The sequence below is a fragment of the Naumannella huperziae genome, assembly GCF_054073625.1.
In genome coordinates this window covers 1,434,747-1,459,935 of the sequence record NZ_JBSXPH010000001.1, presented here as the reverse complement: position 1 = coordinate 1,459,935, position 25,189 = coordinate 1,434,747, and the positions used below count along the sequence as shown (strand labels likewise).

20 protein-coding genes and 1 pseudogene are annotated in these 25,189 nt (G+C 72.0%); 15 read left to right on the top strand and 6 right to left on the bottom strand.

Annotated elements, in window-relative coordinates; translation table 11 throughout:
- Positions 1 to 45 precede the first annotated feature (45 nt).
- Together ACXDC7_RS06945 and ACXDC7_RS06940 are read left to right on the top strand one after the other, a co-directional pair.
- Positions 46 to 1,479, top strand: coding sequence for a DUF222 domain-containing protein (locus ACXDC7_RS06945; RefSeq protein ID WP_459221638.1), 1,434 nt, complete (start codon positions 46 to 48; stop codon positions 1,477 to 1,479).
- A 20-nt stretch (positions 1,480 to 1,499) separates the two neighbouring features.
- Positions 1,500 to 1,820, top strand: coding sequence for an imine reductase family protein (locus tag ACXDC7_RS06940; RefSeq protein WP_459221637.1), 321 nt, complete (start codon positions 1,500 to 1,502; stop codon positions 1,818 to 1,820).
- A gap of 90 nt (positions 1,821 to 1,910) precedes the next feature.
- Here ACXDC7_RS06940 and ACXDC7_RS06935 read toward each other — a convergent pair whose 3' ends face one another.
- Together ACXDC7_RS06935 and ACXDC7_RS06930 are read right to left on the bottom strand one after the other, a co-directional pair.
- Positions 1,911 to 3,095 carry an MFS transporter gene (locus ACXDC7_RS06935; RefSeq protein ID WP_459221636.1) on the bottom strand — a complete coding sequence of 395 codons (1,185 nt, stop codon included), beginning with the start codon at positions 3,093 to 3,095 and terminating at the stop codon, positions 1,911 to 1,913.
- A gap of 38 nt (positions 3,096 to 3,133) precedes the next feature.
- On the bottom strand, positions 3,134 to 3,715 hold the full coding sequence (locus ACXDC7_RS06930) for a TIGR03086 family metal-binding protein (RefSeq protein ID WP_459221635.1): 582 nt from the start codon (positions 3,713 to 3,715) through the stop codon (positions 3,134 to 3,136).
- Positions 3,716 to 3,778: 63 nt separating this feature from the next.
- Between ACXDC7_RS06930 and ACXDC7_RS06925 the strand changes: the two are divergent.
- Together ACXDC7_RS06925 and ACXDC7_RS06920 are read left to right on the top strand one after the other, a co-directional pair.
- Positions 3,779 to 3,898: pseudogene (locus ACXDC7_RS06925) on the top strand (HTH domain-containing protein); the annotation flags it as partial.
- Between the two features lie 28 nt (positions 3,899 to 3,926).
- Positions 3,927 to 4,787: a helix-turn-helix transcriptional regulator gene (locus ACXDC7_RS06920; protein ID WP_459221634.1), complete on the top strand. Its 861-nt coding sequence runs from the start codon at positions 3,927 to 3,929 to the stop codon at positions 4,785 to 4,787.
- Here ACXDC7_RS06920 and ACXDC7_RS06915 read toward each other — a convergent pair.
- The gene (locus ACXDC7_RS06915; RefSeq protein ID WP_459221633.1) at positions 4,727 to 6,094 is read right to left on the bottom strand and encodes a family 4 glycosyl hydrolase; all 1,368 of its coding nucleotides are present in this window, start codon (positions 6,092 to 6,094) and stop codon (positions 4,727 to 4,729) included. The genes ACXDC7_RS06920 and ACXDC7_RS06915 overlap by 61 nt on opposite strands.
- Positions 6,091 to 6,855 (bottom strand): DeoR family transcriptional regulator, encoded by a 765-nt coding sequence (locus ACXDC7_RS06910; RefSeq protein WP_179444213.1) that lies wholly within the window; start codon positions 6,853 to 6,855, stop codon positions 6,091 to 6,093. The genes ACXDC7_RS06915 and ACXDC7_RS06910 overlap by 4 nt, the downstream gene beginning before the upstream one ends.
- A 136-nt stretch (positions 6,856 to 6,991) precedes the next feature.
- Between ACXDC7_RS06910 and ACXDC7_RS06905 the strand changes: the two genes are divergently transcribed.
- The 8 genes from ACXDC7_RS06905 (at position 6,992) to ACXDC7_RS06870 (ending at position 17,410) form a co-directional block, all read left to right on the top strand.
- Complete coding sequence (locus ACXDC7_RS06905; RefSeq protein ID WP_343045845.1) at positions 6,992 to 8,350, top strand: substrate-binding domain-containing protein; 1,359 nt, start codon at positions 6,992 to 6,994, stop codon at positions 8,348 to 8,350.
- A gap of 7 nt (positions 8,351 to 8,357) precedes the next feature.
- Positions 8,358 to 9,311, top strand: a complete 954-nt coding sequence (locus ACXDC7_RS06900) for a carbohydrate ABC transporter permease (RefSeq protein WP_179444214.1) — start codon at positions 8,358 to 8,360, stop codon at positions 9,309 to 9,311.
- Positions 9,308 to 10,114, top strand: a complete 807-nt coding sequence (locus ACXDC7_RS06895) for a carbohydrate ABC transporter permease (protein WP_179444215.1) — start codon at positions 9,308 to 9,310, stop codon at positions 10,112 to 10,114. Before ACXDC7_RS06900 ends, ACXDC7_RS06895 begins: the two co-directional genes overlap by 4 nt.
- Complete coding sequence (locus tag ACXDC7_RS06890; protein WP_179444216.1) at positions 10,111 to 11,286, top strand: carbohydrate kinase family protein; 1,176 nt, start codon at positions 10,111 to 10,113, stop codon at positions 11,284 to 11,286. Before ACXDC7_RS06895 ends, ACXDC7_RS06890 begins: the two co-directional genes overlap by 4 nt.
- A 63-nt stretch (positions 11,287 to 11,349) precedes the next feature.
- Complete coding sequence (locus ACXDC7_RS06885) at positions 11,350 to 12,747, top strand: glycosyltransferase family protein (protein WP_179444217.1); 1,398 nt, start codon at positions 11,350 to 11,352, stop codon at positions 12,745 to 12,747.
- Between the two features lie 96 nt (positions 12,748 to 12,843).
- Positions 12,844 to 14,277, top strand: a complete 1,434-nt coding sequence (locus ACXDC7_RS06880; RefSeq protein WP_459221632.1) for a S28 family serine protease — start codon at positions 12,844 to 12,846, stop codon at positions 14,275 to 14,277.
- A gap of 136 nt (positions 14,278 to 14,413) precedes the next feature.
- Complete coding sequence (locus ACXDC7_RS06875; RefSeq protein ID WP_459221631.1) at positions 14,414 to 16,954, top strand: DEAD/DEAH box helicase; 2,541 nt, start codon at positions 14,414 to 14,416, stop codon at positions 16,952 to 16,954.
- 63 nt (positions 16,955 to 17,017) lie between these two features.
- Positions 17,018 to 17,410, top strand: a complete 393-nt coding sequence (locus ACXDC7_RS06870; RefSeq protein WP_179444220.1) for a nuclear transport factor 2 family protein — start codon at positions 17,018 to 17,020, stop codon at positions 17,408 to 17,410.
- Positions 17,411 to 17,423: 13 nt separating this feature from the next.
- On the opposite strand, the gene ACXDC7_RS06865 is transcribed toward ACXDC7_RS06870, so the two are convergent.
- Positions 17,424 to 17,780: a hypothetical protein gene (locus tag ACXDC7_RS06865; RefSeq protein WP_459221630.1), complete on the bottom strand. Its 357-nt coding sequence runs from the start codon at positions 17,778 to 17,780 to the stop codon at positions 17,424 to 17,426.
- 64 nt (positions 17,781 to 17,844) lie between these two features.
- On the opposite strand from ACXDC7_RS06865, the gene ACXDC7_RS06860 reads away from it, so the two are divergent.
- Positions 17,845 to 19,983, top strand: coding sequence for an alpha-galactosidase (locus ACXDC7_RS06860; protein WP_459221629.1), 2,139 nt, complete (start codon positions 17,845 to 17,847; stop codon positions 19,981 to 19,983).
- 6 nt (positions 19,984 to 19,989) lie between these two features.
- Here ACXDC7_RS06860 and ACXDC7_RS06855 read toward each other — a convergent pair whose 3' ends face one another.
- Positions 19,990 to 22,479: a LuxR C-terminal-related transcriptional regulator gene (locus ACXDC7_RS06855; protein WP_459221628.1), complete on the bottom strand. Its 2,490-nt coding sequence runs from the start codon at positions 22,477 to 22,479 to the stop codon at positions 19,990 to 19,992.
- A gap of 192 nt (positions 22,480 to 22,671) precedes the next feature.
- Here ACXDC7_RS06855 and ACXDC7_RS06850 point away from each other — a divergent pair, with 192 nt between their 5' ends.
- Complete coding sequence (locus tag ACXDC7_RS06850; protein ID WP_459221627.1) at positions 22,672 to 24,168, top strand: hypothetical protein; 1,497 nt, start codon at positions 22,672 to 22,674, stop codon at positions 24,166 to 24,168.
- A 61-nt stretch (positions 24,169 to 24,229) separates the two neighbouring features.
- Positions 24,230 to 25,096, top strand: a complete 867-nt coding sequence (locus ACXDC7_RS06845; protein ID WP_459221626.1) for a class I SAM-dependent methyltransferase — start codon at positions 24,230 to 24,232, stop codon at positions 25,094 to 25,096.
- Positions 25,097 to 25,189: the final 93 nt, after the last annotated feature.

The window sequence follows — 25,189 nt, the reverse complement described above, 5'->3', positions numbered from 1 at the left end:
TCTGCGCGGAGGGGAATGTCGGTGGCCATCCCTAGGCTGAGTCCCATGAAGCCGGATCCCCGCGAGGTCGTCGAACGGGCGCAACAGGTGCTCGCCGACGCGCTCGCCGGCGGCGCGGTGAGCGCCGACGAGCCGACCGAGCGGCTGGCGCAACTGGAGGGTTGGCTCGCGCTGCAGGCCCGACTCGAGGCGGTGATCGCCGCCGGCGTCCGGGCGGTCGACGAGGCGGGCGACACGATGCTCGCCCACGGCGTCTCGACGCGGACCTGGCTGGCGCAGACCGGGCGGATGACCGCGGGGCAGGCTGCGGGGTTGATCAAGGACGCCCACCGCCTCGGTCGATTCGCCGGGGTCGCCGAGGCGCTCGCGGAGGCCCGGGTCGGCCCGGCGCAGGCGGGCGCCATCACCGACACCCTGGACCGGCTGCCCGCCGGGCTGTCGCCGGCCGAGCTGGCCGCCGGCGAGGCGACCATGATCGACCACGCGGCGACCCAGCGTTTCGACCCGGCCATGTTGTGCCGGCTCGGCAACCATCTGGTGGAGATCATCGCCCCCGACGTCGCCGACGCGCACGACAGCGCCGCGTTGGAGCGCGCGGAGCGGCGGGCCCAGCAGGCACGCTCGCTCACGTTCGCCGACGACGGGCACGGCTCGATCAGGTTCCGCGGACGGTTGCCGCAACTCGACGGCGAGGCGCTGGTCGCCGTGGTCGACGCGTACGCCACGCGCGACGCCTCCGTCGCGGCGCGCGATCCGCTCGCGGCCGAGCTCAGCTCACCCGAGCAACGGCGAGCGGACGGGCTGGCCGCGATGGTCCAGCACATCCAGGGCTGCGCCGCCGCGCCGGGTGCCGGCGGCGATCGGCCGCGCCTGGTCGTGACCATCGCCCACGACGAGCTGCTGGCGCAGGTCCGGCACGAGGTCGATGCACACGGGGTCGATGCGCACGGGGTCGATGCGCACGGGGTCGATGATCACAGGATCGGCGGCACGCGGGCGGAGTCGCTGCGCACCGGGGCCCGGATCTCGGCGGCCGCGCTACGCCGGCTCGCGTGCGACTGCGATCTGCTGCCGGTGGTGCTCGGCGGCGCGGGTCAGCCTCTTGATGTCGGCCGCGAGCACCGGCTCGTCACCGGACCTGTCCGCGCGGCCCTCACGGTGCGCGACCGCGGCTGCGTGATGCCCGGCTGCGACCGGCCGCCGGAGCGCTGCGAGGCCCACCACATCGTTCCCTGGCAGGCCGGCGGGCCCACCAGCCTGGCCAATCTGGTGCTGCTGTGCCGACACCACCACGGCCTGATCGAGCCACGCCCGCAGGCCCCGCCGGGCGAGCAGTGGGTCGTGCGGATCGGCACCGACGGTTTACCGGAACTACTGCCGCCGACTCGCGTCGACGCCGCGCGCCGACCGCTCCGGCACCCCCGGTTCCGTCCACGTGCCTTGGGTCGTAGGCGTGCGTCCGAATCGGACGACCCGTGAGAGTTCCCGGATCTCCCTGCGTGAGCCGGTGTCGGAGGTCCCGGCCCGCGGTCGATGTTCCGGCCGAACCACCTGCCCTATCCGAGGGAATCGTCGGCACCCTGCGGCAGACGCTGCCCGGACTGGCGCGGGCGGCGTCCGATCGCCGCTACGACGCCGGCCACGCCCGGCTCGACATGTGCCTCGCCTTCCTCGACAAGATCGTCGTCGCCAGCACCGACCGCGGCATCGACCCAGCGCTGCCGGCCCTCGTCCGGGCCGCGTCCGCCCGCGCCGCCGACCCCCTCCCCGGCGACACCGACTGGGACTGCGTGTTCGAGGGGCTCCTCCCGCGCGGATGATCGGCCTCCACCCGATCGCTTCCGCAGATCCGGCCGCTCTCCACGCGGGTTGGCGGCATCACCTGCGGAAAGGATGCGGAAGGATCCCGCTCAGCCGCGCAGCGCGACCTTTGCCCCGGCCCCGACGGCGAGCGCCAGACCGGCCAGCGCGGCCAGCCCGACCCCGACGGTGCTGACCGCCGCGAGCCCGCCGACCAGCAGCGGGCCGCCGGCATCGCCCAGCTCGCGGCCCAGCTCGGCGCTGCCCATCGTCCGGCCCATCCGATCCTCCGGGGTCGCGGCGGCGATCGCCGCGAATCCCAGCGGGGTGACCACGCCGATGCCGATGCCGAGCAGCACCGCGGCGAGGTACAGCGCGATCGCGGCCGCGACGGTCGGCAGCGGCACCGCCACCACCACCAGCCCGGCCGCCACCAACGCCAGCCCGATGATCATCCCGGTGCCCGTCGCCAGCCGGCCCGCATCGCGGCGCGCGCCGGCCCACGGCTGCACGGCGGTCAGCGTCAGCGCGAGCACCGTCACCGCGGCCACCGCGCCGAACTCCCCCAGGCCCAGCCGCGTGCCGAGCAGCGGCAGGAAGCCCACCCCGACGCCGAGCGCCCCGGTCGCCACCGCCATCGCCGCGACCGGAGCCAGGAACGATCGCTGGGCGACCTCGCGGGCAAGATCGAGAACCGTCGCGCGCGAGCGCGGCAGCACACGCAGCGGGGGCACCGCCGCCACCACCCATCCGGCGACGGCGAGGGCGAGCACCGCGAGCGCGGCGTACAGCGCCGGCAGGCCGCCGGCCCAGACCAGCGCCGCCCCCAGGATCGGGCCGAAGGCGTACCCCAGACCCTTCCAGGAGCCGTACCGGCCGAAGCGCCGACCCGTGGTCGCGCCGCCGCCGATCCGCGCCACCCCCGCCGAGGCCGCCGGCGAGAATGCCGCGGCGGCCATCCCCTGCCCGAAGCGCGCCAGCGTCAGCCCGACCGCCCCGGCGGCGAACACCCCGACCGCCGACGCGGCCGCGAAGGCCAGCAGACCGCCAATGATCACGGGCCGGACGCCGACCCGATCGCTGAGCGCGCCGAAGACCGGCTTCAGCACCACCTCGGCGAGGTCGTACACGGCGAGCATCAGCCCGAAGCCCAACAAGCCGACCCCGAGCTCGCCCGACTCCACCCCGAGCGCCGCGGCCACGCCGTGCGCGCCGAATGCGGTCGTGAACCCGGCCGCATACAGCGGGGCGAGCCCGTTGCGCGGCGGTGCATCCGGCGGATTCGTGGCGGCCACGGCGCACAGGCTAGGCCACCGCCGGACCGGCAACCCGCTCAGCGCGACCGGCGCCCCATGAAGTTCGCCAACCGCTCGGTCGGACCGGCATCGGCCGCGGGCGGGACCGGCTCGTCGAACGGCAAGTCCTCACGCCCGCCGGGCAGCACCCGCTGCGCGCCCGCGAGGGCACCCTCGGCCAGGTCGGCATCGGCCTCGGCGTCCTGCCCGGTCGCGACCGCGAGATCCCAGCCGTGCGTCAGCGTCTCGCCCACGAAGGCGCTGATCATCACCGCCGCCGGCACCCGCCCGAACGGGGCTTCCACGATCGTGGCGAGCGAGGCGCCGTCGGCCCAGGCGGCGCTCGCCTGCTCGACCAGCCGGGCGTGGCCGCCGGCCAGGTCGTCGGCATCGGCCGACACGGACGAGGGGAGGTCGACGGCGGCGTGGCCCTGCGCCATCCCGATGGTCTTGCCCACCACCGCGTACAGATGCTCGATCAGCGCCCGCACGTCGTAGTCCGAACACGGCGTCGGGTCGCTGAGCTGGCCGGGCTCGACGTTGCCGAGCAGTTCGGTCACCCAGGCCCTGGCCCGGTTCAGGTTGTCGCGGTTGTCCACCAGTTGCTGTGTCTCGTTCATGTCCACGAGCATTCCGGGGATACCCGACATCCTGTGTCGTAATTCCTGTGTTGAACTTGGGCCATGCGCGCGGACCGTCTGCTCAGGCTGGTCGGCCTGCTGCGCCGGCACGGCAAGTTGACCGCCGCGCAGCTCGCGGATCGCCTCGAGGTCACCGAACGCACCGTGCTCCGTGACATCGAGGCACTGTCGGCCTCGGGCGTACCGGTCTATGCCGAACGCGGACGGCACGGCGGGTACGCCCTGCTGCCCGGCTATCGGCCCCGGCGTCGAGGATCTCACCCCCGACGAGGCCCGCGCGCTCTTCCTGGCCGGCGGCGAGGGGGCGGCGTCGGCGCTCGGCGTTGAGGCCGAGATGACCTCGGCGCTGCGCAAGCTCGCCGCCCGGCTGCCGGAGGAGACCGACCGCGAGCTCGGCCGGCTGCAGGAGTTGATCATCGTCGACGCCGAGGGCTTCGCCGGCGCGCCGCCGCGGTTGGCCGAGCTGCCCACCGTCCAGCTCGCCGTCCTGGAGCGCCGGCGTATCGTCCTCGACTACACGCCGATGGACCCGTCGCGCCGCGGCCGGCGTACCGTCGACCCCTACGGCCTGGTGCTCGCCGGCAACACCTGGTATCTGCTCGCCGCGCACCGCGGGCAGGTGAAGTCGTTCCGGGTCGAGCGGATCAACCGGGCCACCCTGCTCCCCCAGCGTGCCGCCCGACCCGACGGCATCGACCTGCGGGCGCTGTGGCGGCGGCTGCGCGAGAGCTACCGTGACCGGCCGGGGATCCGGATCGAGGTGGCCACCCGCCCGGACCGGGTCGCGCTGATCCGCCGGTTGATGGCGATGAACCTGACCGCGCCGATCGAGGAGACCACCCGCGGCGGGCGGACCGTGTTGATCATGCGGGTGCACGGGCTGCGCGGAGCGGTCGCCGTGCTGCTGGGCCTCGGCGACGGGGTCGAGGCGCTCGCCCCGCCCGCCCTGCGCGCGATGATGATCAGGATCGCCCGCGAGGCGGGCGCGGTCTATGCCGGCGAGGCGACGGCCGGCAGCACCTCGGCCAGCAACGGTTCGGCCGCCAGATAGCCGTCGAGCAGTCGGCGTCCGAGCACCGGGGAGTCGACCAGCGGATGCAGCGAGAAGCCCTCCCACGCCCGCTCCCGGCTGCCGGTCAGGGCCGCCTCGGCGATCAGCCGCTCCGAGCCGCGGAGCCGGGCCATCATCCCGAGCTGCACCAGATCCGGCGCCGCCACCGGCTGCGGATGCACACCGGCCGAGTCGACGACGCACGGTACCTCGACCACAAGATCATCGGGCAGCGCCGCGACCAGCCGTTGATCACCGGAACGGTTGCCGACATCCAGGATCATCCGCTGCTCGGGCCCGCCGGCCAGCGCCGCCATCAACCGCATAGCGACCTCCTGATATCCCCCGCCGGCGATATCGGCGGCCTCGCGCTCCTCGTCGCGCGTCTCGGCCATGTAGCTCTCCTCACGCTCGCGCAGGACCCGCCGCCAGTCGGCCAGCCGATCGCTGCCGGCGCCGGCATAGAACGCGTCCTGTTGCCGGACCAGGAATTCGCCGCGGGTCTCCCCCGCCTGTTCGATCCGGCGTCGCGCCTCGTCGGTGAAGAAGTAGTAGAAGAGGTACTCGTTCGGGATCGACCCGAGCGCGCGCACCCAGTCGAAGCCGAACAGCCGAGCCTCCTCGATCCGCTCCAGCGCGTGATCATCGGTGAGCACGCCCGGCAGTCGATCGGTGCCGTCGACGGTGAACGAGCGCAGCCAGCCGAGGTGGTTGAGCCCGAGATAGTCATAACCGATCCGTCCCGCATCGGCGTCGAGATCAAGATCGAGCACGCGGGCGAGCCGGCGTACCAGGCCGATCGGGGTGTCGCAGATCCCGACGGCTCGCTCGCCCAGCACCCCGCGCATCACCTCGGTGACGATGCCTGCCGGATTGGTGAAGTTGATCACCCAGGCACCCGGCGCGATCTCGGCGACCGCCTCGGCGATCCGTCGGGCGGGACCGATGGTGCGCAGCGCGTACGCCAGCCCGCCCGGGCCGATCGTCTCCTGCCCCAGCAGGCCGAGGTCGAGCGCGACCCGCTCGTCCACCGTGCGCGCGTGTGCGCCACCGACCCGGATCGCGCTGAACACGAAGTCCGCGCCGCGCAGGGCGTCGGCCAGGTCGGTCGTGGTCCGGTACGCCGGGGCACTGCGCCCGTAGCCGTCGGCCAGCTCGCCCACGACGGCTCCGATCGCCGCCAGCCGGCCCGGGTCGGAATCATGCAGGACGATCTCGTCGACCGCGACGCCGCCGGCGCGCGCCGCCGCCGCCTCGTAGACGAGCGGTACGCGGAATCCGCCCCCGCCCAGGATCACCAGCCTCATGCCACGATCACCTCCACGTCGAGTTCTGGGTCAAGCACCGTCCGGGCCGGTTTCGCGTCCGTGATCAACCCGGCGAAGGCATCGAGCCGCGCCACCTCCAGGAAGCCGCTGCCGGGCAACTTCTCCGCATCGGCGAGCAGGTACGCCTGCGCGGCCACCTCCAGCGCCGCGCGCTTGACGGGAACCTCGCTTGGGGTGGTGTCGAGCACCGCCCCGTCGGGCCGGATCCCCGACGCACCGAGGAACGCGAGCCCGGCCCGCACCTGGCGCAGATTGGCCTCCGTCATCGCGCCCACCAACGACGCGTAGTTCGGACGCAACATGCCGCCCAGGACGAGCAGATCGACGGCCGGTGCGTCGGCCAGCGCATTCACGACGGCCAGCGACGAGGTGATCACCGTGACGTCGCGGTCCCGGAGGAACGGACACATCGCCGCCACCGACGTCCCGATGTCCATGATCAACACGTCGCCGTCGTCGACCAGCCCCGCGGCCCTTTCGGCGATGGCACGCCGGGCCGGCTCGCCGCGTGCCGCGACCTCGGCGAAGGGCTGCGAATCCGCCTCCGGCCGGATGGAGACCCGCGGGTCGCTCGCGCCCCCGCGTACCCGCCGGATCGCTCCGTCGGCGGCAAGTTGATCAAGATCGCGCCGCACGGTGGCCTCGGAGACCCCCAGCTCCCGGCACAGATCCGCGATGGAGCACGATCCGTGCCGGCGCACGCCGACCACGATCCGGCGGCGTCGCTCATCGGTCAGCACGGCGTCACGTTAGCACCAAGGGATCAGATTCCGTCACCTTCGTTCATGGGCTATCACTTTCCTTCAGAACATGTCAGACTGCGACTCCGGGCGGGGTTCACGCGGATCCCGCGGCAATGACGCTTGAGGAGATGACGTGATCGATCGTCGAACCTTCCTGACGGGATCGCTGGCCGCCGGGGCGCTCGCGGGATTCACCGCCTGCGCACCGGGCTCGGGGCAGGCTCCCGCACCCGCCGGTCCGGCACCGGACGCCGTCGTCACCGACCCCGCGGCCGCGGGCACCGTGACGATCCGGGTCTGGGACCAGGAGGTCCGCGGCGGCTCCAAGGCCGCGCTCGACGAACTCAACTCCCGGTTCATGGCGAAGTACCCCAATGTGACGATCGAACGGAAGTCGGAGTCCTTCGACGACCTGAAGAAGACCGTCGCGCTCGCCCTGTCCGGCAACGACGTGCCCGACGTGGTCCAGGTCAACAACGCGCGCGCCGACATGGGCGAGTTCGTCAAGGCCGGACAGTTGACCGACCTCACGCCGTACGCCGCGGCGTACGGCTGGGCCGAGCGCTACCCCGCCGATGTCTTGGCCAAGTCCAGCTACAGCGCCGACGCGGTGACCTTCGGCTCCGGGAATCTGTACGGCCTGCCACAGACCGGCGAGGTCGTTGGCATCTTCTACTCGGCCAAGCGACTCGCTGAGCTCGGGATCGCGGTGCCGCAGACCTGGGACGAGTACCTGGCGGCACTGGATGCCGCCTCGGCCAAGGGCACCCAGCCGATGATTCTGGGCAACATCGAGAAGTGGCCCGCGCTGCACGTCTTCGGTCCCCTGCAGGGCGCCTATGTGCCGGCCGATCAGATCATCGCGCTCGGGATGGGCAATGCCGGCGCCGACTGGAACAGCCCGGAGAATGCCCAGGCGATGCAGGCATTCGCCGACTGGTCGACCAAGAAGTACTTCGGCGATTCGCCGAACGGCCTGGACTACGACGCCGCCTGGACCGACTTCACCAAGGGGAAGGGGGCCTTCCTGCCCGGCGGCTCCTGGCTGGCGGCCGACATGATCAAGGTGCTCGGCGATGACCTGCACTTCATGGTCCCGCCGCCGCGCGAGGCCGGCGGGGCGCCGGTCAGCACGGGCGGCACCGGCCTGCCGTTCACCGTGCCCGCCCGGGCGGCCCAGCGCGATGTCGCGGCGGCGTACATCGATTTCATCACCAGCGACGAGGCCATGTCCCTGATCGCGGAGAACGACGGCCTGCCGGTACGCAACGCCGCCCAACTGGCGCCCGCCTCCGGTGCGAGCGCGGAGATCTTCCGGGCATTCGACGAGGTCTCGACCAAGGGCTCCCTGCTGCCCTATCTCGACTATGCGACCCCGACGTTCGCCGACACCGCGGGCAACAACCTGCAGGAGCTGATCGCCGGGCGCGAGGATCCGCAGCAGGTGCTGGCCGCCTTCTCCGACGACTACGGCGCCTTCGTCGGCGGCTGAGTCGTCGATGATCGCTCGCCAAGCCGTCGCCGACCGGGTCCCGACCGAGCATCGGCGAGGACCCGGCGACCGGCGCCCGCGCTCGGCGCCGTCGGCCGTGGTCCGCTCGCCGCTGGTGCCCTATCTCCTGGTCGCGCCCGCGCTGCTGGTATTCGCGGGCTTCACCCTGTTCCCGCTGTTCCGCGCCGCGCAGTACTCGCTCTACTCCTGGAGCGGGATCGGTCCGTCGACCTTCGTGGGGCTCGCCAACTACGTGGACCTGGCCGGCGACAAACGGTTCCGCGAGGCGATGCTGCATGCCTTCGTGCTGATCATCTTCTATGCGCTCATTCCCCTTGTCCTGGGCCTGCTGTTGGCTGCGATCCAGCGCCGTGGCTCGATCCTCGGCCAACCGGTGTTCCGCACGCTGCTGTTCCTGCCCCAGGTCGTGGCGCTGGTGGTGGTCGCGGTGGCCTGGCGCCAGATCTTCGCGCCGGACGGTGCGCTGAACACGCTGCTCCGGGCCGTCGGGCTGGACGCGCTGGCGCGGGGCTGGCTCGGCGAGCCCGTCTGGGCGCTGGTTGCCATCGGGGTGATCGGCACCTGGCTGCAGACCGGTCTGGTGATGCTGTTGCTGCTCGCCGGGATGAACCGCATCCCCGACGAGCTCTACGAATCCGCCCGCCTGGACGGCGCGGGTCCGGTGCAGGAGTTCTTCGCGATCACGCTGCCCGCCGTCCGCGGAGAGATCGTGGTTTCGCTGGTGCTGACGATCATCGCGGCGCTGAAGACCTTCGATCTGGTCTATGTGATCACCAGCGGCGGCCCGGGCACCGCCACCACCGTGCCGAGCTTCGAGGTCTACCGTCGCGCCATCGAGCTGAAGGACGTGGGCTCGGCGTGCGCGGTCGCGGTGGTCCTCGCGTTGCTGATCTTCGCCATCAATCTGCTGGTCACCCGGATCGGGGAGGCCGAGCGATGAGGATCTCTGCCGGCGAGCGGCTCGCCAATCATCTGATCCTGCTGGGCTTCGCGGTGCTCGCGTTCGCACCGATCGCCTCCATCGTGATCACCGCGCTGTCCCCGCGCACCGGTCAGGTCCCGGGCCCGCACCCGGAGAACTTCGTCGAGGCATGGCGGATCGGCGAGTTCGCCCGCTATCTGCAGACCTCGGCGCTGGTTGCGGTCATCGTGGTGGTGTGTGCGCTGATCGCCTCGGTACTTGCCGGGTACGCCTTCGGCACGATGCGGTTCAAGGGCGCGACAGTCATCTACTACCTGTTCCTGTTCGGGCTGATGGTGCCGACCGAGGCGATCGTCATCCCCCTGTTCTTCGACCTGCGCACACTGGGGCTGACCGACACGCTGGCCGCGATCGCCTTGCCGCAGATCGCCCAGTCGGTGGCCTTCGGCGTGTTCTGGATGCGTACCCAGTTCCGCGCCCTTCCGCGTTCGCTCACCGAGGCGGCGGCGATCGACGGGGCGGGCCCGTTGCGCACCCTGTGGCGGGTGTTGCTACCTGCCTCCCTGCCGGCGCTGGCCACGCTCGCCGTGCTGGTGTTCATGTGGACGTGGAACGAGTTCTTGATCCCGCTGCTGATGGCGCCGGCGGGCGAGTTGCGTACCGCGCCGCTCAGCCTGGCAATCTTCAAGGGCCAGTACACGGCCGAGAATGCGCTGCTCGCCGCGGCCGCGATCATCGTCGCCGCCCCGATCGTGATCGTCTTCCTGGTTCTCCAGCGCCACTTCATCCGCGGGATGCTGGAAGGAGCGAGCAAGGAATGAACACGCCCCAGCCCGACGATGTCGACGCTCACGACCACGAGCAGCATGATCACGCCGAGGAGTTCTGCCCGACCTGCTGGGCCTGGGATCCGCTCGCCGCCGGCCGGCGGCCGAGCGACCCGCCGCTGGACGTGCTGTTGTCCGGGACCGTGTTCTTCGACCTGATCTTCACCGGGCTGTCCCGGATGCCCCAGCCCGGCGAGGAGCTGTGGACCAGTGGTCTGGGGTCGGGGCCGGGCGGCATCGCGAACCTGGCGGTGGCGGCCTCCCGGCTCGGCCTGCGCACCGGGCTGGTGGCGGGTTTCGGCGACGACGCGTATGCCGACTGGATGTGGGACACCCTGTCCGGGCAGGAGCGGATCGATCTGTCGGCCTCGCGTCGCTTCGCCGACTTCCACTCCTCGGTGACGGTGTCCATCGCGCACGGCGGCGACCGCTCGATGATCACCCACGGGCACCCGCTGCCCGAGCCGCTCGGGCCGCAGATCGCGGCCGCACCGGCGGCCAGGGCCGCGTTGGTCGACCTCGCCGGTGAGGTGGCGTGGTGGCGCGATCTCGCCGCACGAGGGACGAAGATCTTCGCCGACATCGGCTTCGATCCGTCCGGGCGTTGGGATCCGGCAACCCTGGCCCCGCTCGCACACTGCTACGCCTTCGTGCCGAATGCGACCGAGGCGATGGGCTACACGCGTACCGACTCCGCCGAGCACGCGGTGCGGGCGCTCGCCGAACTGGTTCCGCTCGCCATCGTCACCGACGGTGCGGCGGGGGCGTACGCGATCGACTCCAGCACCGGGGAACAGGCCCACTGTCCGGCGCTGCGGGTGGAGGCCATCGACCCGACCGGTGCCGGCGACGTGTTCGCCGCCGCGTCGCTGCTCGGCGCGCTGGCCGGCTGGCCGCTGCTGGACCGGTTGCGCTTCGCCTCGCTGTGCTCCGCACTCGCGGTGCAACAGTTCGGCGGATCGCTGGCGGCGCCCGGCTGGGGCGACATCTCCGACTGGTGGTCACAGACCCGCGAGCACGCCGACGCCGGGGATCCGGCCGCCGCCCGGACCCGCGACGACTATGCCTTCCTGGCCGACCTGCTGCCCCGGCACCGGGTCCAGGGGGTACGCCGGGCCCAGGGCACCTTCGCCCTCGCCTCCGATGCCGAGCGCGGCGCCGGTTGAGCAGGTGATCATCGGCGGGTCAGCAAGCAGAGTGCCACGCCGGGCGCAATACCGGATCGGTCCATGATCGACTGGCAGGATCGCGTCATGGACCGGATCCGGGGCCGCCGCTTCCTCATCACCCATTCGATCATCCGAGACATCATGGGTTCCACCGTCGTCGCGCTGGAGCTTGCCGAGCATCTTCTCGCCTCCGGCGCGGACGTCACGGTCTATGCCAGTCATGTCGCAGCACCCATGGCCGACGAGTTCGCCGCGCGGGGTCTCCCGGTGCTCGACGAAGTCTCGGCAAAGTCGTTGTCGCTGGACGATTTCGATGTGATCTGGGTGCACAGCCAGGTGCTCCCGGCCTCGCTGATCGATGATCTCAACAGCCAGGACGCCCGGCACCGGGCGAACCTGCCGATCTTCGTCTTCCTGCACATGTCCGCGCTGGACTTTGCCGCCGACGAGCATCCCTACATGGCGGGCCTGGAGGACCGGTTGGCCGGCATCTCGTTGTTCGTCTCGGCGGAAGCGCGGCGGACGTTGACCCCCTTCCTGGATCCGGAGACCCCAACCGCGCTCTTCCCCAATCCCGTGCCGGACGGTTTCTCCGCAGCGATACCCCGCGACCGGGACTCACCCGAGCGAATCCTGGTCGTCTCGAATCACCCGCCGGCAGAGGTTCTGACCGCGGCGACGCTACTCACCGAGCGCGGCCACGAGGTGGAGGTGTTCGGCCAGGGCCAGACCAACTACCGCCTGCTCACTGCCGAGTTGATCACCGAGTTCGATGTGGTGATCACGATCGGCAAGACAGTGCAGTATGCGCTGGTCGCCGGCGTTCCGGTGTTCGTCTACGATCATTTCGGCGGATTCGGCTATCTGGACCAGGCAAACCTGGCCGCCGCGGCCGACCGCAACTTCTCCGGGCGCGGCGGCGAACGGCTGGCGGCGCGAACGATCGCCGAGCGCGTGCTCACCGGGTACGCGGCCGCACGCGACTTCCAGTCGGCGAACCGACCCGCGTTCCGCTCCGCGTACGCGCTGGGCCCGGTACTTGATCAGGTACTGCGCGAGGCCGGGACCGATCGCCCGGCACTCGCCTGGCCGCCCGCGTTCGGTCTCGCCACCCGCAGCGCACAGCGTTTTGCCGCACGCTTCTACCAGTTCTGGGGTGAACGCGATCAGGCCCGCGCCGAGATCCATGTGCTCAGCCAGGAGCTGGCGACGCAGCGCGATCGGTCGGCCCGGCTCGAGGCAGAGTTGTCCTCGGCCCGTGCCCGCGAGACCGACCTGATCGCCGACGGCCATCGTCTGGCCGTCGAGGTCGAGGCGCTCCGAGAGTCCTGGAGCTACCGGATCGGCAATCAGATGGTGCGACCATTCTCGATGATCCGCGGCACGTTCACGCCGCGGCCACGCGAGGTGGAGGAGTCCCAGGATCCGGAGCTCGGCTTCCGGGCCGATGCCGGTTGAGCCGAATTCGGCGTACCGGCCGTCGAATTGGCCTAGGTTGAACGGCAGTGGTCCGCAGACCACGACGACGACGTCTGACCGAAAGGGCCCCCCATCATGCCTCGTCGCCTGCTCAGCGGCATCGCCGCGCTCGCCATCGCGCTGACGACCTGGTTGGCGCTGGTCCCGGCCGCGCGTTCGGCGCCGACCGATCTCGCCGACCGGATCGCCGCGCTGCCGGGGGTCGCCTCCGTCGAGGAGCGCCCGGTGGCCGAGGGCTTCCGGTTCTTCGTGATCGGCTTCACCCAGCGCGTCGATCATGACGACCCGGGCAAGGGCACGTTCACCCAGCGGCTGACACTCCTGCATCGGTCGGAGGACCGCCCGATGATCATGTACACCAGCGGTTACAACGTCTCCACCAATCCCGGCCGCAGCGAGCCGGCCCGGATCGTGGACGGCAACCAGCTCAGCATGGAGTACCGCTTCTTCACCCCGTCCCGCCCGAGCAACCCGGACTGGGAGGACGAGCTGACCATCAAGCAGGCCGCGACCGACCAGCACGTGATCATCGAGTCCTTCAAGCAGCTCTACGACCAGAACTGGCTGACCACCGGCGGCTCCAAGGGCGGCATGACGGCCACCTATCATCGGCGCTTCTTCCCCGACGATGTCGACGGCTCGGTGCCCTATGTCGCCCCGAACGACGTGCTCGACAGCCGCGACGAGGCCTACGACAGCTTCCTCGCCGGCGTCGGCACCGATCCCGCCTGCCGCGACCGGCTGGTCGGGCTGCAGCGCCGCGTCCTGTCCGATCGCGACACCTGGGACGCGCGCGTGGCCGACGCGTCGGCGCAGGCCGGCCTGACCTATCGGATCGTCGGCAACCGCTGGCAGGCGATCGAGTCGGGCGTGATCGACCTCTACTTCGCGTTCTGGCAGTACACCCCGCAGTCGGAATGCGGTTCGGTGCCCGATCCGGACACCGCCACCGATGATCAGGTGTGGGACTTCTACGAGGCGACATCACCGCTGACCGGGTACGCCGACCAGAACCTCGAGCGCTATGTGCCCTACTACTTCCAGGCCGCCTACCAGCTCGGCTCGCCGAAACCGTACGAGGACCGGATCGGCGATCTCCTGCAATACCCCGGCACCAACATCGCCCGGAACTTCGTGCCGCGCTCGGTACGCCCGAACCGCTTCGACTGGCCGGCGATGCGCGACATCGACCGCTGGGTGCGTACCTCCTCGGAACGGATGCTCTACGTCTACGGCGGCAACGACCCGTGGAGCGCCGAGCCGTTCACCTGCGGGACGTCCGGCGCGAGCCGCGAGTGCTTCCGGTTCTTCGTCGACGGCGGTACGCACGGCTCGAACATCGAGCAACTGCCCGCGGCCGAGCGCGACCGGGCGGTGGCGCTGGTCCGCTCCTGGGCGGGCCTGGACGACACCATCTCCGCGCGCCGTTCCGGCCTGCCGCCCAAGATCGACGGCCTCGACCGCGAGCCGGATTACCTGGAGGCGCCGCGCGCCGTCCCGCTGCGCTGACCAAACCCGCGCGAGCGGTCGCCAACGGCGCGGGAACTCACCGAACCGCCGCCGGAATCCCGGCGAGTGGTCGGTAACGGCGGCGCGGGCGGGCCGGTCGCCCACGCGAGACCCCTGTGAGAGGCTGGCCAGCGCCATGGCCGCCACGCTGACCGACCTGATCCCCGACAACCCCTCACCCGAGGCGCTCTACGACGCGTTCGCGGACTGGGCGGCGCAGCGGGGTACGCCGCTCTACCCGCACCAGGAGGAGGCGCTGCTGGCGCTGGTGTCGGGCGAGAACGTGATCATCTCCACGCCCACCGGCTCGGGGAAGTCGATGGTCGCCCTCGCCGCGCACTTCGCCGCCCTGGCCCGTGACGAGGTCAGCTTCTACACCGCCCCGATCAAAGCGCTGGTCAGCGAGAAGTTCTTCGACCTGGTGGCCGCCTTCGGCGCCGACAATGTCGGGATGGTCACCGGCGACGGCTCGGTCAACGCCGACGCGCCGATCATCTGCTGCACCGCCGAGATCCTCGCCAACATCGCGCTGCGCGAGGGCGCGCTGGCCGATGCCGGCTGTGTGATCGCCGACGAGTTCCACTTCTACGCCGAGCCGGACCGCGGCTGGGCCTGGCAGGTCCCGCTGCTGGAGCTTCCCCAGGCTCAGTTCGTGCTGATGTCGGCGACGCTGGGCGAGGTCGACGGCTTCGCGGCCGACCTGGACCGGCGTACCGGCCGCGGGACCACGGTGATCACCGGCACCGAACGGCCCGTGCCGCTGGACTACGAATGGTCCGAGGAACCGATCGGCGAGCAGCTCACCGCGCTGCTGGACGCCGACCGCGCACCCGTCTACGTCGTCCATTTCTCCCAGGCCGCCGCGCTGGAGGGCGCGCAGTCCCTGGTCGGCCTGAACCTGGTCTCGCGCGCCGACCGCGACGCCATCGCGGACAAGATCGGCAACTTCCGCTTCGCCGCCGGCTTCGGCCGGACCCTGAGCCGCCTCGTCCGCGCCGGCATCGGGGTGCATCACGCCGGCATGCTGCCCAAGTACCGTCGCCTGGTCGAACAACTCGCCCAGGCCGGGCTGCTCAAGATCATCTGCGGCACCGACACGCTCGGGGTCGGGATCAACGTGCCGATCCGCACCGTGCTGCTGACCGGGCTGACCAAGTTCGACGGCACGAAGATGCGCCTGCTGCGGGCCCGCGAGTTCCACCAGATCGCCGGCCGGGCGGGCCGGGCCGGTTTCGATGTCCGCGGCTGGGTGGTGGCCCAGGCACCGGAGCACGTGATCGAGAACAAGCGCGCGCTGGCCAAGGCGGGCGACGACCGCGCCAAGCAGAAGAAGATCAAGCGCAAGCAGCCCGCCGAGGGACAGATCAGTTGGACCGAGGAGACCTTCACCCGGCTGATCGCGGCGCCGCCAGAGCCGCTGCAGCCGCGCCTGCGGATGTCGCACGCGATGCTGGTCAACCTGCTCGCCCGGCAGGGCAATCCGGTGGCCGCGGCGTACCGGCTGATCACCGACAACCATCATGACGACGCCGGCCGACGGCGGCTGCGCAGACACGCGCTGGTGCTGGCCCGCGAGTTGATCAACTCCGGTGTGGTCGAACGCCTGCCCACAGCGCGCGAGGACGGGCGCCGCTATGCCCTGACCGTGGACCTGCAACGCGATTTCGCCGTGAACCAACCGCTCGCCCCGTTCGCGCTGGCGGCCCTCGACACCCTCGATGCCGATTCGCCCGATCATGCCCGCGATGTGGTCTCGGTGATCGAATCCATCCTGGAGGACCCGAAGCCCGTGTTGTTCGCCCAGCAGCGGCGGGCGCGCGGCGAGGCCATCGGCGCCATGAAGGCCGAGGGACTCGACTACACAGAGCGGATGGAGCTGGCCGAGGAGATCACCTGGCCGCAGCCGCTTGCCGACCTGCTGGAGACGGCGCTCGAGGCGTACCGGGAAACCCATCCGTGGATCGCGCCCGAGGCGTTGTCGCCGAAATCGATCGTCCGCGAGATGTATGAGACCGCGATGACCTTCGCCGAGTACGTCTCCGTCTACGGGCTCGCGCGCAGCGAGGGCGTACTGCTGCGCTACCTGACCGATGCCTATCGCACCCTGCGGCACACGGTGCCCGAGCAGGCCCGCAACGACGAGTTCGACGATCTCGTCGAGTGGTTGGGCGAGGTGATCCGGCAGACCGATTCCAGCCTGCTGGACGAGTGGGAGGCCCTGACGAATCCCGATCCGGTACGCCCGGATGCCGCCGAGCCGCGGCCCGAGCGCCCCTTCACGGCGAACCAGCGCGCCCTCACCGTGGCGGTGCGCAATGCCATGTTCCACCGCGTCGAGCTCGCCCGGCGCGACGACCCGGACGCGCTCGGCGCGGTCGAGGAGCGCGTGGCCGCGCTGACCGACCCGCCGGGCACGGTGATCATGGACGCCGACGCGTGGGCCGATGCGCTGGACGACTACTACGACGATCACGACGAGATCGGCATCGACGCCGCGGCCCGGGCCCCCGGGATGTTGCAGATCGACCGGCAGCCGGGTCGCTGGGACCTGCGCCAGGTACTGGCCGATCCCGCCGGCGATCACGACTGGGCGATCACCGCGACCCTCGATCTCGCCGCCAGCGATGCCGCCGGCGCCGCGATCGTGCTGGCCACCGGCCTCGCCCGGCTGGACTGACCGGCCGCGCCGGCGAAACGCACGGCACCTGCTCGGCGAGCAGTGGTCGCTAGGCTGCCGAACATGTCCGATGCCCAGCAGACGCCGCAACCCGACCAGCGGGCGCGAGACCTGTTGATCGAGCACCACCGCCTGCTCCAGGCCTGGCTGACCCGAGCCGACCGGACCTCATTGGAGGCGTTCCTCGCGGCGCACAGCCCCGACTTCCGGCTGCAGACCCTCGACGGGCGCGAGCTCGAGCTGGCCGGGCTCGCCGCCGAGCTGGACCGCGCGGGCGGCGTCGCGCCGGAGCTGATGATCGAGATCTCCGAGGTCGAGGTGCTGGACGACGCCGAGGCCTCGCTGCGCGTGCTGTTCCTCGAACGACACCGCACGCCCGGCTCGTCCGTCGCGCGGCGGGTGGACGCCACGCTCCGGGACGGGCGCTGGCGCCAGGTGATCGAGTCACCCGCCTGAGCCTCGCCGGCACTCAGGCGGGGCGCAGCCGATCGGTCGGCACCGCCAGCTCGATCGGCTCGCCGACGTTCGCGCCGACCGCCAGGGCGAAGGCGTAGTCGGCGCCGCTGACGACCACCCGCTCCGGGCTGGCCTCGATGATCGCGACCCTGCGCTCGGATCCGTCGGCCGCGCGCAGCAACCACGGCTCGGCCAGATAGGACAGGCCGCGCGAATCCAGCGCCTCGGCCGCGCCGTCGCGGTCGCCCCGCTCGCCCAGCGGATGCCCGAACACGGTGACCGGCACGAACCCGTCATCCTCCGGGCGCAGGTAGCCCAGCAGCTCGTCGTCGTCGGCGCGGTGATGGGCGATCCAGTCGGGCGGAATCATGCCGCGAGTCAACGGCATCGCGCGATCGCGCGGCAACCGGTTATCCGCCCTATGCTCGGTTGCGATGAACGCCTCATACCCCGATCTCGCCCACCTGCGCTCGGGCGGCGTCTCGGTGCTGGTGGACCTGACCGCCGACCTGCCCCGGATCACCCACTGGGGCGCCGAGCTGCCGGGCGATCTTGCTCCCGCGGAGGCCGCGGAGCTGGTCCGGACCACCGAGCCGCCGGTCGCACAGAACAATGTCGATCTTCCCGTCACGCCGTCGCTGGTCCCCGGGCACTGGACCGGCTGGACGGGGCGCCCGGGCCTGGTCGGCCACCGCACGGGCGGGCGCGACTGGTCGCCCAGATTCGCGATCATCGGCGCCCGGCTGGATCCGGACAAGACCACCCTGGAGGTCGACGCCCGCGACGAGAGCGCCGGCCTGGCCCTCGCGCTCACCGTCGCACTTGCCCCGTCCGGGTTGCTCCGGACCGCGGCCCGGCTCACCAATACCGGCACCGACGACTACTTCCTCGACGAGCTCGGCCTCACCCTGCCGGTCCCCGACCGGGCCGCCGAGGTCCTGGACTTCGCCGGCCACTGGGGCAACGAGCGCGTGCCCCAGCGCGCGCCGCTGGGGGTGGGCGTGCATCTGCGGGAGGGCCGCAAGGGCCGGACCGGCCCCGATGCGGCGTACCTGCTGAGCGCCGGCGAACCGGGCTTCGGATTCGCCACCGGGCAGGTGTGGGGCGTTCACCTCGGCTGGTCGGGCAACCATCGGCACTGGGCGGAGCGGCTGTTCAACGGGCACCGCACGATCGGGGCGGCGGAACTGCTGTTGCCGGGCGAGATGGTGCTGGGGCCGGGCGAGAGCTACGCGACGCCGTGGCTGTACGCCAGCTACGGCGACGGGCTCGATGACCAGGCCGCGCGCCTGCACGCCTTCCTCCGCGAGCGCGCCGAGCATCCCCGGCGCCCGCGGCCGGTGACGATCAACGTCTGGGAGGCCGTCTATTTCGATCATGACCTGACGAAGCTGCGCGCGCTCGCCGATGCCGCGGCTGCCGCCGGCGCCGAGCGCTATGTGCTGGACGACGGCTGGTTCGGTGCGCGCCGCGACGATCGCGCCGGGCTGGGCGACTGGGTGGTCTCCCCCGACGTCTGGCCCGACGGGCTCGGACCGCTGGTCGATCATGTGCGCGGGCTGGGGATGGAGTTCGGTCTCTGGGTCGAGCCGGAGATGATCAATGCCGATTCCGACGTGGCGCGCGCCCACCCGGAGTGGATCATGGCGACCGGTGACCGGCTGCCGGTGGAGTCGCGTCACCAGCAGGTGATCAATCTCGGCATCGACCAGGCCTACGCCCACGTCCGCGACCAGCTCGTCGCGGTGCTCAAGGCGTACCCCATCGCCTATCTGAAGTGGGATCACAATCGCGACCTGATCGACGCCGGCACGGCGCCGAGCGGCCGCCCGGGAGTGCACGAGCAGACGCTCGCCGCGTACCGGTTGATGGCCGAGCTGAAGGACCGCTTCCCCGGCCTCGAGATCGAGTCCTGCTCCTCCGGCGGAGCCCGGGTCGATCTGGGCGTACTGGCCCATACCGACCGGGTCTGGGCCAGCGACTGCATCGACCCGCTGGAACGCCAACAGATCCACCGCTGGACCACCCAGTTGATCACCCCGGAGCTGATGGGCGCCCACATCGCCTCGGGGCACTCGCACACCACGAGGCGTCGGCACACGTTGCACTTCCGGGCGGGCACCGCGTTCTGGGGGCACCTCGGCATCGAATGGGACCTGACCGGGGCGACCGACGGCGAGTTGGCCGAACTGAGCGCGTGGGTCGCCCTGCACAAGGAGCACCGCGCGCTCCTGCACCGCGGACGCGTCGTCCGCCTGGACCCGCACACCGACAACCTCGACGTGCACGGCGTTGTCGCGCCCGATCGATCGGAGGCGCTGTTCGCGGTGGTCAGCACCGGATCGCGCGCCACCGAGCCCGCCGGCCGGATCCGGTTGCGCGGCCTGGATCCGGATCGCCGCTACCTGGTCCGCGACATCACACCGCCGCCGGGTCCCGACCTCGCCGGCTACCCGGCCGGCTGGCCGGGCGACGGCGTCACGCTCGCCGGTGCAGCACTGACGGCCGTCGGCATCGCGGCACCGGTGCTGCACCCCGACCAACTGGTGCTGCTGCACCTGGCGGCGCACTGACCGGAGCTAGCTGTGCAGCACCGGCCGCACGGCCGCGCGGGAGGAGACGTCGAGCTTGCGCAGCACCTTCGAGACGTGCTCCTCGACGGTGCGTCGACTGATCACCAGCCGGTCCGCGATCTGCTGATTGGACAGCCCGTCGGCGACCAGGCGGGCGATCTCCAGCTCGCGGCGGGTCAGCGTGCCCGCGGGCGAGGCCGCGGCATCGCGCGTGATCTCTGCCGCCGTCTGCCGGGCAAGTCGCAGGTGACAGGACATGCCGAGAGCCGAGAATTCGTCAACGGCCTGCTCGGCCAGCTCCGCTGCCCGTGGCCAGTCCCGGGCGGGCCGGGCGACCAGCATGGCCGTCAGCAGGCGCAGCAGCGCACCCTGGCTGCGTAGCCGGTGCCGCTCGGCGTGGTCGAGACCGGCGGCCAGCAGGTGTTGGGCGGTGGCCTGGTCACCGCCGAGCGCAGCGACCGTGGCGGCGTCGGCATGCCGCAGTCCGGCGGCCACATCGGGCGGGGGCAGCAGCACGGCGTACGGCTCCGGCTCGCCGAGCACGGCAGCGATGCGCGCGCGGGTCGACCGGGTTGCGCGCCGCCACCACTCCACGCCCGGCGACGGTGCCGCCCGGAGCTGATCGAACCGCCGGCGCAGCAGCGCCGGGTCGTCGGCCCAGAATGCCGCAAGCACCTGGGCGTGCCGGGCCATCGGGATCGGATCGGGGGTCTGGTAGCGCTCGGCATCCGCGACGGCCTGCTCGCCGAGCTCGTCGGTCTCGGACAGCCGACCGACGCCGGCCAGGGCATGGGCCGTCGCGGCGCCGAGATTGGCCAGCACGTGGCCGCGCCCGTGTCGTTGGGCGACCCACAGCGCGCGTTCACCGAGAGCGATCGCGGCAGGGAAGTCATCCAGCAGGTACGCGCTCCACACCGCGGCAGCACAGGCGTCCAGGATGTCGCGCAACCGGTCGTCGCCCAGCGCACGCAACGCGTCGGGCACACCGGCCAGCGCCCGCCGCGCGGCCGCGATGTCGCCGGATCCGAGCAGCGCGACCGCGCGCAGTGCCCGGCCGGCGAGCTGAAACTGCGGCGGGGAGCCGGCCAGCCGGTCGACGGTGTCCCGCACGGTGTCGATCTCGCCCGCCAGCGCCGCCAGCGCGGCAGCGTCGATCAGGGTGGCCGGTTCGGTGAGCGGGGCCTCGGCGAGCAGCCGGTGTGCCTCGGCGGTCCGCCCGGAGGCGCGCCAGGCCTGGGCGAGCAGGCTGCGCGCCTCGGCAGCGTCGGCCGCGCTGTCGGTCAGCAGCGGCTCGAGCAGGCCGGCCGCGTCGTCGGGGCGCCCGTCGAGCACGAGCGCCCGGGCCAGCAGCAGATCGCGTCGCGGGCTGACCCGGTGATGCCGGGTGGGTTCGAGCCAGCGTCGCACGGCGCCCGGGTCGGTGCCGATGGCGGGCTCGGCAAGCTCGACCAGGCGGTCGATCTCCGCGGCGGAGGCGTGTTCGCGCAACATCGCGAGGTGTTCTGCCCGCTGGTAGGGGGCGAGGCCGGGCAGCGCCGCGGCGCGGCGGTGTGCGCGTACCGCACGGTCGGGCGGGATGGCGTGATAGACGCTGGACCTGATCACCGGATGGATCGCCTCGCCCGGGTTCTGGGACAACAACTGGAGCGAACGCAGCCGGCCGAGCTGGGCGCTCACCCGCTCCTCCTCGCGATCGGCGATCACCGCCAGCGCGGCCACGTCCAGCGAGTCCAGCACGGCCACGGCCTCGAGGGCGGCCGTCTCGTCGGCGTCGAGTTGGGCCAGATCGGCCGCCACCGCCCGGTACAGCGCCGCGCCGGCATCGGCCGGCTCGGCGCGCAGCGCCTCGGCCGTGGTCGCCAGCTCGGGTCGGCGGCGAAACAGCGCGCTGAGGACGCTCGCGAACAGCGGATTGCCGCGCGCGCCCGCGACCACCTCGGCGCCCTGCCACGCCGGCAGATCGGCCGCGATCGCCGCGATGTCCTCGTCGGGCAACGGCTCGAGCTGCAGATGTTCCACGTCCGCGCCGACCCGGTGGGCGATGTCGATGATCGACAGCGGCGGCCGGCCGGTGCGATGGGCCAGAACCAGGGTGCGCCAGGTCGTGACCCGGCCGAGCAACAGGCCCTGCAGAAACTCCGCCGATGCGGGATCCAGCCACTGGGCGTCATCGACGACGATCGGCACCGGTCGCGCGTCGAGCACCCGCGCGGCCCGCCGAGCAAGATCCCGGACCGATTCCTCGGCCCCGACCGCCACGTCGGGGTCCAGATGTTCGAGCACGGACCGCGCGACCGACAGGGGCGACCCCCCGGTCAGTCGATCCGCCCGGGCGAGCACCACGTCGAAGCCCGCCGCGGCGGCCGTGGTCAACAGTGAGGTCTTGCCGATGCCCATGCCGCCCTCGACGAGCAACACCCGTGACGACCCGGGCGTGCGCCCGGTCGCATCCAGCGCGGCCCGCAGCCGTGACGCCTGTGCCTGCCGCCTGGCCATCGTTTTCCTGCTCGCTTCCGTCCGGCACGGGCGCGCGCCCGTAACGCGCCCATCATGGCCGAAGCCGGGGCGAGACCTCGCGCCGGGCCAAGACCCGTAGTACCACGGGTACCCCGGGCACACATCTGGCTCATAGGTTGGCCGGGCGCCCGTCGGCGCCACCTGTCGAGCACGAGCGAAGGACCCTCGCCCATGTCATCCAGCGCCCATCGGCGTCGCCAGCGCAAGAGTTGGCTGCTGTTCCTCGGAGCCATCACCGCGCTGCTCGGACTGACGGTCCTGGCACAACCGGTGGCATTCGCGAAGGCGGCGCCGCCGGCCGGCACCTACACGGGCCCGAGCTCGGCGTACAACGGCGCAGTGGTGGAGTTCAAGGTCGACTCCGCGGGCGTGCTGACGGACTTCTTCACCGAGAGCTACATCCAGTGCGGCCTGTACCCGACGGCCATGCAGTGGGCGGGGATTCCGCCCACGACGATGGAGGCCGGCGTGCGGCAGAAGGTGATCTGGGAGCTCGGCGACCCGGGCGCCATCGTCCGCTACGAGATGGACTTCCTGCTGAACGCGGACGGTTCCGCCAGCGGCGAAGGGTACGCCAGCATGCCGGAACTGGGCTGCCAGGGTTACCGCTTCACCTGGACCGCACAGGTGAGCGCGCAGCCCACGCCGACCCCGACGCCCAGCCCCACGCCGAGCCCGACGCCCACACCCACGCCGAGCCCGACGCCCACACCCACGCCGAGCCCGACCCCGACGCCGACTCCGAGCCCGACCCCGACGCCGACTCCGAGCCCGACACCGACGCCGACTCCGACCCCCACACCGACGCCGACGCCGACGCCCACACCGACGCCGACTCCGACCCCCACACCGACACCCACACCGACACCCACACCGACCCCGTCGCCCACACCGACACCCACACCGACACCCACACCGACCCCGTCGCCCACACCGACCCCGTCGCCCACACCGACGCCGAGCCCGACCGCGAGCCCGACCCCGTCGCCCACGCCGACCGCGACCCCGAGCCCGACCGCTACGCCCACGCCCAGCCCGACCCCGTCACCGACGCCCAGCCCGGCAGTGACGCCCAGCCCGACGACGACCCCGGGGGACACGATCCCGGCGACGCCGCCCAGCGCGGACGAGCTGACCGACGACACCGAGGGCGGGATCACCGCTCCGGACAGCGCGGTTGCCGGCAGCACCATCACCATCACCATCACGAACGGGACCCCCGGCGACCGGGTCGGCGTCTGGCTGTTCAGCCAGCCGAGCTACCTCGGCACCGCGACCGTGGGCCCGGACTCGACGATCGCGGTCACGCTGCCGGCGAACACCACCGGCGAGCACCGGATCGCCGTGTACGCCGAGGACGAGAGCCTGATCGGCTGGGCACCGATCACGATCACGGCGGCAAACCCCGGGCCGACCGGCCCGTCCACCGAGCCGACCGGCCCGTCCACCGAGCCGTCCGGTACGCCCGGACCGGCGCGCCCGTCGAGCACCTCGTCGGCACCAACGTCGAGCGTGTCCCCGGGCGGTCCCCGCGGCGACGGCACCGGATCCGGCGCGGGCGGCAGCCCGCTCGCCGACACCGGCGCTGCCACCGGCCTGGGCGCGCTCGTCGCCGCGACGGCGCTGCTCGCGACCGGCACCGCGCTCATCCGCCGGCGCCGCGACTGATCGGCACCGGTCAAGGCCCAGCGCCCTTGGTGCTCGCGGGCGGGATGGTTACCTTTGCCGAATGGCCAGCGCAGACGATGAGGAGCCTCCGGTTCAGGTAGCCGCCCCGCCCGGCGGGCGCCTGCTCGCCATCGCGAAACGCGTTGCGGAGCATGCGCTCTGGGCCCGCGTCGCCCTGCAGCGGCGGGCCGAGGCGCGACAGGGCACCGCGGTGCGCCGACCGGTCCCGCGCAGCGTTGGCCCGACGGGTGTGCTGCCCAGCGACGCCGAGTGGCAGCGGGCGGTCGAGGAGGCCAAGCGGCTCCGGCTGCCGCTGCACCGCGATCTGCCCAAGAACTGGGACGCCCTCGGCGCCGTCGCGGCGGTGCTCCGGCTCGCCGACGACGGCACGCGCACGGCGCGGGTGATGGACGCGGGCAGCGCGCGATACTCGCCGGTGCTGCCCTGGTTGCGACTGTACGGACTCGGGACCCAGCGGGACTCGCTGCTCGGGATCAATCTCGAGTTCGGCCCCGAGGTACGCCACGACGGGGTGACCTTCCGACACGGTGACGTCACCGCCACGGAGCTGCCCGACGCATCGCTCGACGCCATCACCTGCATGTCCGTGATCGAGCACGGCGTACCGCTCGAGGCGTTCCTCCACGAGTCCGCGCGGGTTCTGCGCCCCGGCGGCATCCTCGTCGTGTCCACCGACTACGACGAGGTGCCCCCGGACACCACCGGGCGGACCGCGTACGGCGCAGAGGTCCGGATCTTCGGACCGGACGACATCGCAGACCTGGTCCTGCTGGCCGATGCGGCGGGTCTGGAGCTGGTGGGCGACCTGTCGAGCCCGGACTCGCTGACCCACCCCGAGCGCCCGGTGCACTGGACCCGGGTCGGCCTCGACTACACCTTCATCCTGCTCACCTTCCGCCGCCGCTGACGAATCCGCCGCCCGCCTGACGAGGCCCGCGGTCGAGCGCACGGCGACCGCGCGGTCGCGGGACGTTCTTCGGTAGCCTGTGCGCTCCCGAGG

What these genes read in the sequence shown, in the direction of transcription:
- ACXDC7_RS06870 (WP_179444220.1), top strand. Translation starts at nt 17,018, where the DNA reads ATGTCCGATGCCCAGCAGACGCCGCAACCCGACCAGCGGGCGCGAGAC.
- ACXDC7_RS06895 (WP_179444215.1), top strand. Translation starts at nt 9,308, where the DNA reads ATGAGGATCTCTGCCGGCGAGCGGCTCGCCAATCATCTGATCCTGCTG.
- ACXDC7_RS06880 (WP_459221632.1), top strand. Translation starts at nt 12,844, where the DNA reads ATGCCTCGTCGCCTGCTCAGCGGCATCGCCGCGCTCGCCATCGCGCTG.
- ACXDC7_RS06865 (WP_459221630.1), bottom strand. Translation starts at nt 17,780, where the DNA reads ATGATTCCGCCCGACTGGATCGCCCATCACCGCGCCGACGACGACGAG.
- ACXDC7_RS06855 (WP_459221628.1), bottom strand. Translation starts at nt 22,479, where the DNA reads ATGGCCAGGCGGCAGGCACAGGCGTCACGGCTGCGGGCCGCGCTGGAT.
- ACXDC7_RS06920 (WP_459221634.1), top strand. Translation starts at nt 3,927, where the DNA reads ATGCCGAACGCGGACGGCACGGCGGGTACGCCCTGCTGCCCGGCTATC.
- ACXDC7_RS06900 (WP_179444214.1), top strand. Translation starts at nt 8,358, where the DNA reads ATGATCGCTCGCCAAGCCGTCGCCGACCGGGTCCCGACCGAGCATCGG.
- ACXDC7_RS06915 (WP_459221633.1), bottom strand. Translation starts at nt 6,094, where the DNA reads ATGAGGCTGGTGATCCTGGGCGGGGGCGGATTCCGCGTACCGCTCGTC.
- ACXDC7_RS06945 (WP_459221638.1), top strand. Translation starts at nt 46, where the DNA reads ATGAAGCCGGATCCCCGCGAGGTCGTCGAACGGGCGCAACAGGTGCTC.
- ACXDC7_RS06890 (WP_179444216.1), top strand. Translation starts at nt 10,111, where the DNA reads ATGAACACGCCCCAGCCCGACGATGTCGACGCTCACGACCACGAGCAG.
- ACXDC7_RS06930 (WP_459221635.1), bottom strand. Translation starts at nt 3,715, where the DNA reads ATGAACGAGACACAGCAACTGGTGGACAACCGCGACAACCTGAACCGG.
- ACXDC7_RS06850 (WP_459221627.1), top strand. Translation starts at nt 22,672, where the DNA reads ATGTCATCCAGCGCCCATCGGCGTCGCCAGCGCAAGAGTTGGCTGCTG.
- ACXDC7_RS06860 (WP_459221629.1), top strand. Translation starts at nt 17,845, where the DNA reads ATGAACGCCTCATACCCCGATCTCGCCCACCTGCGCTCGGGCGGCGTC.
- ACXDC7_RS06875 (WP_459221631.1), top strand. Translation starts at nt 14,414, where the DNA reads ATGGCCGCCACGCTGACCGACCTGATCCCCGACAACCCCTCACCCGAG.
- ACXDC7_RS06885 (WP_179444217.1), top strand. Translation starts at nt 11,350, where the DNA reads ATGATCGACTGGCAGGATCGCGTCATGGACCGGATCCGGGGCCGCCGC.
- ACXDC7_RS06845 (WP_459221626.1), top strand. Translation starts at nt 24,230, where the DNA reads ATGGCCAGCGCAGACGATGAGGAGCCTCCGGTTCAGGTAGCCGCCCCG.